Origin of the sequence: Nocardiopsis metallicus, assembly GCF_014201115.1 — a bacterium.
Lineage (GTDB): Bacteria > Actinomycetota > Actinomycetes > Streptosporangiales > Streptosporangiaceae > Nocardiopsis > Nocardiopsis metallicus.
Map to the genome: position 1 here is coordinate 582999 of NZ_JACHDO010000001.1, position 11472 is coordinate 594470.

Sequence of the window (11472 nt, forward strand, 5' to 3'; positions counted from 1 at the left end):
GCGTACCGGAGCGGCATCGCCGCCGCTCGGAACCGGACCACCGCACGGCCGCTCAGCTCGCCCGAGCCCGCCGTAGCCACTCAACCCACGGGAGCAACACTTTGGCATCCGCCGCGAGTACCAAGCACCTTTTCGTTACTGGCGGCGTCGCCTCCAGTCTTGGCAAGGGCCTGACCGCCTCCAGCCTGGGTCGACTCCTGAAGTCGCGCGGCCTGCGGGTCACCATGCAGAAGCTGGACCCCTACCTCAACGTGGATCCCGGGACGATGAACCCGTTCCAGCACGGTGAGGTCTTCGTGACCGACGACGGCGCCGAGACCGACCTGGACGTGGGTCACTACGAGCGCTTCCTCGACGTCGAGCTCTCCGCCTCGGCCAACGTCACCACCGGCCAGGTCTACTCCAGCGTGATCGCCAAGGAGCGCCAGGGCGCCTACCTCGGTGACACCGTGCAGGTCATCCCGCACATCACCAACGAGATCAAGTCGCGCATCTACGCGATGGACGCGATGGACGTCGACATCGTCATCACCGAGATCGGCGGCACGGTCGGCGACATCGAGTCGCAGCCCTTCCTCGAGGCGGTCCGCCAGATCCGGCACGAGATCGGCCGGGAGAACTGCTTCTTCCTGCACGTCTCGCTCATCCCCTTCCTGGGCCCGTCCGGCGAGATGAAGACCAAGCCGACCCAGCACTCGGTCGCCGCCCTGCGCAGCATCGGCATCCAGCCCGACGCCATCGTGTGCCGCGCGGACCGTCCCGTCACGCAGAGCCTGAAGTCCAAGATCAGCCTCATGTGCGACGTGGACGAGGCGGGCGTGGTCTCCACCCCCGACGCCCCCTCCATCTACGACATCCCCAAGGTCCTGCACCGCGAGGGCCTGGACGCCTACGTCGTCCGCCGCCTGGGCATGCCCTTCCGGGACGTGGACTGGACCGAGTGGGACGAGCTGCTGCGCCGCGTGCACCAGCCCGACCACGAGGTCACCATCGCCTTGGTCGGCAAGTACATCGACCTGCCCGACGCCTACCTGTCGGTCAGTGAGGCCCTGCGCGCCGGCGGCTTCGCCACCAACACCCGCGTCAACATCCGCTGGGTGGCCAGTGACAACTGCGCCAGCCCCTCGGGTGCGGCGGCCGAGCTGGACGGCGCCGACGGCGTCCTGATCCCGGGCGGCTTCGGTGTGCGCGGTATCGAGGGCAAGCTCGGCGCGATCCGCTACGCCCGGGAGAACGGCGTTCCGCTGCTGGGCATCTGCCTCGGCCTTCAGGGCCTGGTCATCGAGTACGCGCGCAACGTGCTCGGCCTGGAGGGCGCCAACAGCCTGGAGTTCGACGACAAGGCGGTGGACGCGGTCATCGCGACCATGGCCGACCAGGAGGACGTCGTCGCGGGCGACCGCGACATGGGCGGCACCATGCGGCTGGGCCTGTACCCGGCTGACCTGGGCGAGGGCACCCTGGCCCGTGAGCTGTACGACGGCGCCGAGCAGGTCTCCGAGCGCCACCGCCACCGGTTCGAGGTCAACAACGCCTACCGGCCCAAGCTGGAGGAGGCGGGCCTGGTGTTCTCCGGACTCTCCCCTGATGGCAAGCTGGTGGAGTACGTGGAACTGCCCCGGGACGTGCACCCGTTCTTCATCGCGACGCAGGCGCACCCGGAGCTGCGCTCCCGCCCGACCAACGCGAACCCGCTCTTCCGCGGCCTGATCTCCGCCTCGCTGGAGCACAAGACCTCCTCACGGGAGGTCTCCTAACGGGGAACGATCCGGCGGGTGGGGCCCGAGCCTGAGAGGGGCCGCATGGCCGACCACACCCGCCCGGTCATCGAAGAGACGACGGGGGCGTCCGCGAAGGTCGCGGACGCCCCCGAGTCGTGGCCCGTGGAGCGCTCCGAGGAGCGCTACCGGGGCGCCAAGTGCGGGATGCGCACGGACTGGGTGGAGATGCCCGGTGCCAACGGTGACGGCCGGACCGTGGCCGCCCGCGACTACATGGACCATCCGGGCGCCGCGGCGATCGTTGCCCTGGACGACCAGGGGCGGGTGCTAGTGCAGCGCCAGTACCGCCACCCCACCCGGCACACGCTGTGGGAGCTGCCCGCCGGGCTGATCGACGGTGAGGGCGAGGGGCCGCTGGCCACCGCCCGGCGCGAGCTGGTGGAGGAGTCCTCGCTGCGCGCCGCCACCTGGCACAAACTCCCGGACTTCTTCCCCAGCACCGGTTTCTCCAACGAACGCATCCACGTGTTCCTGGCCCGGGACCTGAGCGAGGTGCCCGCCGAGGAGATCGACTTCGTGCGCGAGCACGAGGAGACCGACCTGGCGGCGGAGTGGCTGCCGCTTCCCGAGGCGGTGCGCGCGGTCCTGGAGGGGCGCCTGCACAACGGGGCGACGGTCATCGGGATCCTGGCCGCGCACGCGGCGTCCCAGGACGGCTTCGCCTCCCTGCCCGCGGCCTCGGACGACTGAGCCGCCGGTGGAGGCAGAACCGCTGGAAACGGAATCGGTGGACGCGGACCCGCTGCGGACGGGACCGCTGGAGAGCGCCCTGGGCACCGGGCCGTTGGGGCAGGTGGGCTCCGCCTTCCTGGACCACCTGAGCGTCGAGCGCGCCCTGGCCGACAACACCCTGCTGGCCTACCGCCGTGACCTGGGACGCTACCTCTCCTACCTGGACGACCAGGGGGTCGCTGACCTGTCCGGAGTGACCTCCGGGCACGTCGGCGCGTTCCTGGGCGCCCTGCGCGACGGGGACGAGGACCACGTCCCGCTGAGTGCCTCCTCGGCCGGGCGCACCCTGGCGGCCGTGCGCGGTCTGCACCGGTTCGCGGTGCGCGAGGGGTGGACCACCGAGGATCCGGCCGCCGCGGTGACCGCTCCGGCGCCGCCGATGCGCCTGCCCAAGGCGATCCCACTGGAGACGGTGGAGCGGCTGCTGGAGGCGGCGGGCCCGGCGCGGGCTCCGGCCTCGGCCGCCCGTGCCGACCTGCTGGCCCAGCGCGACCGCGCCCTGCTGGAGGTGCTCTACGGCACTGGGGCGCGGGTGTCCGAGGCGGTGGGTCTGGACGTGGACGACGTCGCGGACGCGGTGGACGCCGTGGACGATCAGGGTGCGGTCGGGCTGGTGCGGTTCCGCGGCAAGGGAGGCAAGGAGCGCCTGGTTCCGCTGGGCTCCTACGCGCGCCGCGCCCTGGGCGCCTACCTGACCCGGGTGCGGCCGGTACTGGCCTCTTCCGGACGGGGCGGCGGACCGGCGCTGTTCCTGAACGCGCGCGGCGGCCGGCTGACCCGTCAGGGCGGTTGGGCGCTGCTTTCGGCGGTGGCGGGGCGGGCCGGGGTGGAGGGCATCTCCCCGCACACCCTGCGGCACTCCTTCGCCACCCACCTGCTCGACGGCGGGGCGGACATCCGCATCGTGCAGGAGCTGCTGGGGCACAGTTCGGTGACTACCACGCAGGTCTACACGCTGGTGACGGTGGAGATGCTGCGTGAGGTGTACGCCTCCAGCCATCCCAGGGCGCGGCGTTCGGGTGGCGGAGGCGCTCCGGTGTGACGCGAGGGCCCTGCTGGTGGGAGAAGCCGTGGAGCGTTCGGGGTGAGTCCGACGTGCGTCATGTGTACCCTTCTCCTACGAGAAGGACGGGTACGTGCGAGCGGTTCCTCCCGGTTGTGCAGACGGGGGAATCCTCGTCGGATCATGTTGAAGTGCGTCGTGTCGTCGTTCTAGAGTCGCCGCACAGAGGTACGTTGCTGTCGACATATTGAGTTTCCGACGGCGGCCAGTCGTGGGAGACGTCAAGAGTCCCATCGGGCCGTGGCCGGTCCGTAGGGGAGGTCAAGGGTTGTGAACTGGTCGGAGAACGACGAGGCGGCGAACACCGCACCCGTTGGCGAGGGGGACCTCGCCGATCCGGTGAACAACCCGTGGGGGACGACACGTAACACGGGGGCGGATCTGCACACCAAGAGACCCGTGCGTACATATCCGGAGCCGACGCCGCTCGACGAACACGGTCCGGCACGGATTGTAGCACTCTGTAACCAGAAGGGTGGGGTCGGTAAGACCACCACCACCATCAACCTCGGCGCCGCCATCGCCGAGTACGGCAGACGGGTGCTGCTGGTCGACTTCGACCCGCAGGGCGCGCTGTCCGTGGGACTGGGCCGCCTGGACCCGCGCGAGCTGGACCTGACCGTCTACAACCTGCTCATGCAGCGGGACGTGACGGTGGAGGACGTCCTGCTCAAGACGGACATCGAGGGTCTGGACCTGATCCCGAGCAACATCGACCTGTCAGCCGCCGAGGTGCAGCTGGTCGGCGAGGTGGCCCGTGAGCAGATGCTCGGACGCGCGCTGCGCCCGGTCATCAACGACTACGACGTCATCCTCATCGACTGCCAGCCCTCGCTCGGTCTGCTGACCGTCAACGCGCTGACCGCCGCGGACGGGGTCATCGTGCCGCTGGAGTGCGAGTTCTTCGCGCTGCGCGGTGTGGCGCTGCTGATGGACACCATCCAGAAGGTGCAGGAGCGCCTCAACGAGGACCTGGTCATCGACGGGTTCCTCGGCACGATGTACGACCCGCGCACCCTGCACGCCCGCGAGGTGCTGTCCACGATCGTGGACGGGTTCGGCGACAAGGTGTACGGCACGGTCATCAACCGCACCGTGCGCTTTCCGGACGCCACTGTGGCGGGTGAGCCGATCACCAGGTTCGACTCGTCCTCGGCCGGGGCCAACGCCTACCGGTCCCTGGCCAAGGAGGTGCTGGCGAGGTGGCCTCTCAGCGGTCACGACGAGTGACGCTACCCGGGGCGGACGAGCTGTTCTTCCGCCCTTCCGGCTCCGAGGAGGAGCCGGTCGAGACCGAGCGCCAGTACCAGGTACCGGAACAGGACCGAAAGAGCACGGCCGAGACCTCGTCGGAACGGCCCGCGCGCAAGTCGAACGGCCGCTCCAGGGCCAAGGTGCGCCGCGCGCCCAAGCCGAGCGGGCGTCAGCGCCACGACGAGAAGATCACCGTCTACGTCTCCGGGCCCGAGCTGCTGGCCCTGGAACAGACCCGGCTCTCGCTGCGAGCGGAGCACGGGCTCTCGGCCGACCGCGGCCGCCTCGTTCGGGAGGCCGTCGCTGTACTCCTTGCCGACTTCGAGGAGCACGGCGAGAGCAGCATGCTGGTGCGCCGGTTGAGCGAGGACTGAAAGCCCCGGACCCGACCGCTGGGGGAGCGGACGGAACACGGGGAAGAAGGATTGGGGGTGTCACCGGCTGATCCGGGCCGGTGACACCCTTCTGTCCTGTGTCTGCCCCGAGCTTGCCGAGTATGTCGTAGACATCCCCGGCGTTGAGGAACCGCCACCCGTTGTGGTTCTTCAGGGAGGGGAGCCGCCCGGTGCTCTCCAACCGCTTGACGGTGCTGGTGCTGAGTTCGAGGACCCTGGCGGCCTCTCCGGTGCTGAAGTACATCTCCCGGTGGGTCTGCATGAGGACCTCGCGGCTGTCGATGACCATCAGCGGTCCTCCAGGTAGATCCCCGCGTACTGACGGATGATCCGGTGCACGACGTCCGCCACGTGCCCCGGGTCCCCGGAACAGAGGTCGCCGCCGGGAGAGGTCCACCGGTAGCCCCGCCCGCTCCAGGAGATTTCCACCTTCTGCCGGAGGTAGGGGTCGTTGACGATCAGGTTGTGGCCTTCGGGGTAGCGGAGGATGCGCCGCTACCCGAAAGCGTCGGAGAGGAGTTGCATGGGGTTGATTTGTCGGGTGATTGCGGGTCCACTGGCGTTCATTACCGTTCGATCGCTCATGTGACCAGGTTCGGTACTACCCAGCCTCAAGGGAATTATCAATGAACTATCCGACGCGATACTGTCCGGGGCTCTGAGTTCAGTATCATGCTTTGATTTATGACTGAACTCCCCTCAGAGTTGAAGCGACTCCGAAGCCTCTCTGGTAAGACCCAGCAGGAGGTCGCGTCTCCGTTGGGTTTTGGCAAGTCGTCCGTGGCGAACTGGGAAGCGGGTCGGACAACTCCGACGCTCGACACAATTCGGGAACTCGACAATCTATACGACGCTCGGGGCTCCCTCGTGACATTGTGGATAGATTACACGTCAGCGAACGGTCTTCCTGCATGGCTCCGATCTGACAGTGAACTTCTCAAGCGCGCCGTGTCGGTAGAGATCGTCACCCCGGTATTGGTGCCGGGGATCCTGCAATGCGAGTCGTATGCTCGATTCGCTATCGCCGAAGGCCGACCTAATGATCCGCTGAACATCATTGATGATCTCGTGAGGGTGCGGTTGTCGCTGCTTCGGGATGCGTTGAGGGTGTCGGCGATCTTCCCGGAATCAGCCTTAGCCTGCGCCCCCGATTCGGTGCGTGCTGATCAAGCAGGGCACCTGCTGAAGTTGTCGCAGGAAGGACGTGCGCGGGTCCATTTGGTTCCCGGAGTGCTGGTCGGGGTGACATCTCCGTTTCAGGTGTACCGCCTGCGTGACGAGAAGGAAGTCGCGACCAGCGATCACGTGCGCGGTACCGTGGTTTTCAGTGAACCCTCTGACCTGACGCGGTTCCGCGACCTTGCTCGCGCGGCTCGGGGGTACGCGCGTCCGCTGAGCGAGTCCCTCCGTGTCTTGAAGGAAGCTGCTGAAGATGCTTGGTGAAGCTTGGAAGAAGTCCCCCTACTCGATCAACGGCGGTGAGTGTGTCGAAGCGAGGCTGACAACCAGCGGTGCGGACGTCCGAGACACCCAAAACCGGGACACGGCGACGCTGTCGTTTCCCGCTGGCGATTGGCGCGCCCTTCTCCACGCGGAGCGCTGAGACTCGACACGTGAGGTCCCCGACGCGGACCAGATGCTGCTGGCGAATCCGGGTGGGGGTCCGGGGGCTTGGAGTGGGTGAAGGTGTCCGAAACCCGGGCTGACGCGTGTCCGTTGCTTCCGTAACCGTCAGATCCTCGGTGATCTTGCTACCAGGAGCAAGTTCGGCGCCGATTTCGCCTCTGGTAGCAAGATCACGCTGAAAGGAGGGGCCGAAACCCGGCCGGGGTGGCGCTTCGATCGGTCTGTCCACCGGGCCGGGTGGGGGTGCTCGCCAGTCCGGGGGAGCGGTGTCTTCGCTGTCGCTGTCGTTGTTCGTCGGGGCGTGTGACCGGCCGCGACACGCAGCCCGATCCGCGCGGGGCTGGGGAGACTGCCGCCTTCGCTGCCGCTTTTCCGTCGCCCGCCTTGACCGGCCGCGACACCTCCAGGCGTTGGGCTCCGGGGTGTGGAGGGCTCCGGCCGGAGGCCGCGCAGTTGGCCGTTGCTGTTGCCGTTGCCGTTGGGCCCCTTTGGTGCCCGTCTGCCGCCCCGACCACTTCTCCCCCGTTTCCCGGTAGCCGCCCACTGCCGTCGTAGCGAAGCGGGTCAAGGTGGAGCGCCCTCCGGGCGAAGCCCTCGACGCGACTGCCTTGAGGCGCGCAGCGGAGACGGCCACCATCGAGCGGCGGGGAACGGGGCCCCAGCCCGGCCTCCACCTGGATTCGCCAGCAGTATCCGGACCACGTCGGGGCCTCATGTCGTGATTACCCATCGGGGTCATCAAGCTGGGAAGCTGGGTGGATGAGTGCCGAGTCCTCCGAGGAAGCCACCTCCACCAGCGAAGACGTTGGTTTCCAGGTACACCTGGACAACTTCGAGGGGCCCTTCGACCTACTCCTCGGGCTGATCTCCAAGCACAAGCTGGACATCACCGAGGTATCGCTGTCGAAGGTCACCGACGAGTTCATCGCGCACATCCGCACGTTCGGCGACGACTGGGACCTGGACCAGGCCAGTAACTTCCTGCTGGTCGCGGCAACCCTCCTCGACCTCAAGGCCGCCCGGCTCCTCCCGCGCGGCGACGTCGAGGACGAGGCCGACCTCGCCCTGCTCGAAGCCCGCGACCTGCTGTTCGCCCGGCTACTCCAGTACCGGGCCTACAAGGAGGTCGCCTCGTTCATGCGCGAACGGCTGGCCGCCCAGGGGCGCCGGTACGCGCGAGCCGTCCCCCTGGAAGAACAGTTCGCGGGGATGCGCCCGGACGTGTTCTTCAAGCTCGGCCCGCAGGAGTTCGCCGCCCTGGCCGGGATGGTGTTCACCCCCAAGGAACCGCCGAGCGTCTCGGTCACCCACATCCACCTCACCAAGACGTCGGTGAAGGAACAAGGTGAGCTGATGGCTGCCGAACTACGTGAGGCGGGACAGCTGACGTTCGCGCAGCTGACGGTCGAGTGCACCGGTACCTTCGAGGTCGTCGCCCGGTTCCTCGCCCTGCTGGAGCTGTACCGCGCCTCGAACGTCGGCTTCGACCAGCCCGAACCGCTGGGCGAACTCACCGTCACCTGGACCGGCGGCGACGCGGACGTCGAGCTGGAGTCCGAATACGACGAAGAGGCGGGACCCGCCGCCGAGAGCACCACGGGGGAACAGTCATGACCGCAGAGCACACCGCCGGTGTGGGTGATGTCTCCGCGCCGCCCACCCTGCGCCGCGATCTGGAAGCAGTGCTGATGGTGGTGGACCAGCCGGTCTCCGAGTACGACCTGGCCCGTGCCATGGACGTCCCGCTGGACCTGGTCACCCGCACCCTGGAGGAGCTCTCCCGGGAATACACCGAACAGGGCCGTGGTTTCGACCTACGTGCGGTAGCCGACGGGTGGCGTGTGTACACGCGGCCCGAGTGCGCCGACATCGTCGAGCACTTCCTCAAGGAAGGGCAGGAAGTGCGGCTCACCCAGGCCGCACTGGAGACGATGGCCGTCGTCGCCTACCGCCAGCCGGTCTCACGTGGCAGGGTCTCCGCAGTACGCGGGGTCAACTGCGACGGGGTTATGCGTACCCTCGTACTGAGGGGCCTGATCGAAGAGGCCGGACACGATCCCGAGTCCGGTGCGCTGCTGTATCGGACCACTTCCTATTTCCTGGAACGGCTGGGCCTGCGAGGCCTGGACGAACTGCCTGATCTGGCGCCGTTCCTCCCCGACGACATCGAAGGTCTTGACGACACCGGTGAGCACACCTAATAACGAACGTTCCCGTGGTGCACGGGACGACGCACCGCGCGGTGAGCGCGGCGACTACGACAACCGCGGCGGCCGAGGCCCCCGCGACGACCGAAACCGGGACGACCGCCGTGGTGGCGGACGCTATGACCGGGACGAGCGCCCCCGACGCGATGACCGCGGTCGCGACGACCGTGGCCGTGGCGGCTACCAGAGCCGGGACGACAACCGAGGCCGTGGTGGTTACCAGGGCCGCGATGACAGGCGTGACGACAAGCGCGGTGGCGGCTACCAGAGCCGTGACGACCGTGGCCGTGGTGGTTACCAGGGTCGTGATGACCGTGGTGGCCGTTCGTTCGAGCGTCGTGATGACCGTGACCGTCGTCCGCAGGGCCGTGATGACAGCCGTGGTGGTCGTTTCGACCGCGATGACCGTCCGCGCCGTGACGACCGTGGCCGCGGTGGTTACCAGGGCCGTGATGACAGCCGTGGTGGTCGTTTCGACCGTGACGACCGTCCGCGCCGTGACGACCGTGGCCGCGGTGGCTATCAGGGCCGCGACGACCGTGGTGGCCGCTCCTTCGAGCGCCGTGACGACAACCGCGGCGGCTACCGTGGTGACCGCGACCGTCGCGACGACCGGGGCCGTGGTGGTTACCAGGGCCGTGATGACAAGCGCGGTGGTGGTTACCAGGGTCGTGACGACCGTGGTGGCCGTTCCTTCGAGCGTCGTGACGACCGTGACCGTCGTCCGCAGGGCCGTGATGACAGCCGTGGTGGTCGTTTCGACCGCGATGACCGTCCGCGCCGCGACGACCGCGGCCGTGACGACCGCCCCCGTCGCGACGACCGGCACGGTGGCGACTTCAAGAACCGTGAGGACCGTCCCCGCCGGGACGCCCAGGGCCGTCGCATGCAGGGCGGCGGCAAGAGCGGTGGCGGCTACCAGCGCCGTGACGACAACCGTGGCGGACGTCCGCAGAACCGCCACGACCGTCCCCGCCGCGACGAGGGCCGCGACCCCGACCAGCGTCCGATCCGTCGCGACCACGCCCCGGTCCGGGACGTCAAGAGCGAGAACCAGCTCTCCAAGGCGGCCCGTGAGCGCCTCAACGCACTGCGCGCGGACTACAACCCGCGTGACGAGGACCGGCACGCCGGTGACCCCCGGGACACCTACACGGACGTGCCGGGAGGCATCCGGCTGCAGAAGGCGCTGGCCGCGGCCGGTGTCGCCAGCCGTCGTGCCAGCGAGGAGATGATCGCGGCCGGCCGGGTGAGCGTGGACGGCCAGATCGTCCGCCGCTTCGGTGCCCGGGTCGACCCCGAGGCCTCCGAGATCCGCGTGGACGACATGCGCGTGGTCACCGCCCCGGACAAGCTGTACTTCGCGCTGAACAAGCCGCGCGGCGTGGTCAGCACCATGTGGGACCCGGAGGGCCGCCCGACCCTGGCCGACTACGCCGGTCAGACCGCCGAGCGCATCTTCCACGTGGGTCGGCTGGACACCGAGACCGAGGGTCTCATCCTGCTGACCAACGACGGTGACCTCGCCAACCGGCTCACCCACCCGCGCTACAAGGTCATCAAGACCTACGTCGCGAAGGTGGACGGCCCGGTGCCGCACCGCGTGGTGCGCGAGATCCAGAAGGGCGTCGAACTGGACGACGGGCCGGTCAAGGTCGACTCCTTCCGCGTGGTGGACAACGACTCCGACCAGGCCATGGTGGAGATCCGTCTGCACGAGGGCCGCAAGCACATCGTGCGTCGGCTCATGGAGGCGGTGGGCCACCCGGTCGCGGACCTGGCGCGTACCCAGGTCGGTCCGATCGACCTGAACAACCTGCGTCTGGGCACCATGCGGGCGCTCAGCTCGCGTGAGGTCGGCGAGCTGTACAAGGCCGCGGGCCTCTAACCACGGGTTCTGTCGCTACAGTTGACGGCGGTCGCACCCCGAACACGGGGAGCGGCCGCCGTCTCTCGTTTCCTCTGCGGGGGACGGCCCGGATGACGAGGACTGAAGGCGGGATCGAACGTGGCGGTACGGGCCATCCGCGGTGCGGTGCAGGTCGACGCGGACGAACGCGAGCAGGTGCTTGAGGCCACGGCCGAGCTGGTGGCCGAGGTGATGCGGCGCAACGGGCTCACCACGGACGACGTGATCAGCGTGGTGTTCACCGCGACCCCTGACCTGACCAGCGAGTTCCCGGCGCTGGCGGCGCGCAAGGTGGGTTTCGCCGACGTCCCGCTGATGTGCGCGACCGAGATCGCCGTCCCGCACGCCCTGCCGCGTGTGGTGCGGCTGATGGCGCACGTGGAGACCGAGCGGCCCCGCTCCGAGGTCCAGCACGTCTACCTGCGGGGCGCTCAGGCGCTGCGCCTGGACATCGCCCAGTAATCAGGTCCCTCCGGCAAGAGGAAATACCATCAACGACGTCAGT

Annotated in this window: 12 protein-coding genes and 1 pseudogene; 12 read left to right on the plus strand and 1 reads right to left on the minus strand. The window is 68.5% G+C overall.

From position 1 onward, the window contains the following. Positions 1-101: 101 nt before the first annotated feature. The 5 genes from HNR07_RS02450 (at position 102) to HNR07_RS02470 (ending at position 5204) form a co-directional block, all read left to right on the plus strand. Complete coding sequence (locus HNR07_RS02450) at positions 102-1757, plus strand: CTP synthase (RefSeq protein ID WP_184361355.1); 1656 nt, start codon at positions 102-104, stop codon at positions 1755-1757. 45 nt (positions 1758-1802) lie between these two features. Next, positions 1803-2471 carry an NUDIX domain-containing protein gene (locus tag HNR07_RS02455; RefSeq protein ID WP_184361358.1) on the plus strand — a complete coding sequence of 223 codons (669 nt, stop codon included), beginning with the start codon at positions 1803-1805 and terminating at the stop codon, positions 2469-2471. A 67-nt stretch (positions 2472-2538) separates the two neighbouring features. Next, on the plus strand, positions 2539-3555 hold the full coding sequence (locus HNR07_RS02460) for a site-specific tyrosine recombinase XerD (RefSeq protein ID WP_184371316.1): 1017 nt from the start codon (positions 2539-2541) through the stop codon (positions 3553-3555). 291 nt (positions 3556-3846) lie between these two features. After that, positions 3847-4806, plus strand: a complete 960-nt coding sequence (locus tag HNR07_RS02465) for a ParA family protein (RefSeq protein ID WP_184361361.1) — start codon at positions 3847-3849, stop codon at positions 4804-4806. Further along, on the plus strand, positions 4803-5204 hold the full coding sequence (locus HNR07_RS02470) for a hypothetical protein (RefSeq protein ID WP_184361364.1): 402 nt from the start codon (positions 4803-4805) through the stop codon (positions 5202-5204). Before HNR07_RS02465 ends, HNR07_RS02470 begins: the two co-directional genes overlap by 4 nt. Before the next feature lie 309 nt (positions 5205-5513). On the opposite strand, the gene HNR07_RS02475 is transcribed toward HNR07_RS02470, so the two are convergent. Continuing rightward, positions 5514-5654, minus strand: coding sequence for a hypothetical protein (locus tag HNR07_RS02475; protein ID WP_184361366.1), 141 nt, complete (start codon positions 5652-5654; stop codon positions 5514-5516). A gap of 255 nt (positions 5655-5909) precedes the next feature. Between HNR07_RS02475 and HNR07_RS35790 the strand changes: the two are divergent. The 7 genes and pseudogenes from HNR07_RS35790 to aroH all read left to right on the plus strand — a co-directional run. Continuing rightward, positions 5910-6083 (plus strand): annotated as a pseudogene (locus tag HNR07_RS35790) (helix-turn-helix domain-containing protein); the annotation flags it as partial. A gap of 90 nt (positions 6084-6173) precedes the next feature. Then, entirely contained in the window at positions 6174-6668 is a 495-nt protein-coding gene (locus tag HNR07_RS35400; RefSeq protein WP_312894055.1) for a Scr1 family TA system antitoxin-like transcriptional regulator, read from the plus strand. Then, positions 6658-6828, plus strand: a complete 171-nt coding sequence (locus HNR07_RS02485) for a DUF397 domain-containing protein (protein ID WP_184361372.1) — start codon at positions 6658-6660, stop codon at positions 6826-6828. The genes HNR07_RS35400 and HNR07_RS02485 overlap by 11 nt, the downstream gene beginning before the upstream one ends. Before the next feature lie 782 nt (positions 6829-7610). Next, positions 7611-8465, plus strand: coding sequence for a segregation and condensation protein A (locus tag HNR07_RS02490; protein ID WP_017579886.1), 855 nt, complete (start codon positions 7611-7613; stop codon positions 8463-8465). Then, positions 8462-9052, plus strand: coding sequence for an SMC-Scp complex subunit ScpB (gene scpB / locus HNR07_RS02495; protein ID WP_184361375.1), 591 nt, complete (start codon positions 8462-8464; stop codon positions 9050-9052). Before HNR07_RS02490 ends, scpB begins: the two co-directional genes overlap by 4 nt. Continuing rightward, positions 9039-10946 (plus strand): pseudouridine synthase, encoded by a 1908-nt coding sequence (locus HNR07_RS02500; RefSeq protein WP_184361378.1) that lies wholly within the window; start codon positions 9039-9041, stop codon positions 10944-10946. The genes scpB and HNR07_RS02500 overlap by 14 nt, the downstream gene beginning before the upstream one ends. Positions 10947-11066: 120 nt before the next feature. Continuing rightward, a complete protein-coding gene (gene aroH, locus HNR07_RS02505) occupies positions 11067-11429 on the plus strand; it encodes a chorismate mutase (RefSeq protein ID WP_184361380.1) in 363 nt (120 codons plus the stop codon). The last annotated feature ends 43 nt before the right edge of the window (positions 11430-11472 follow it).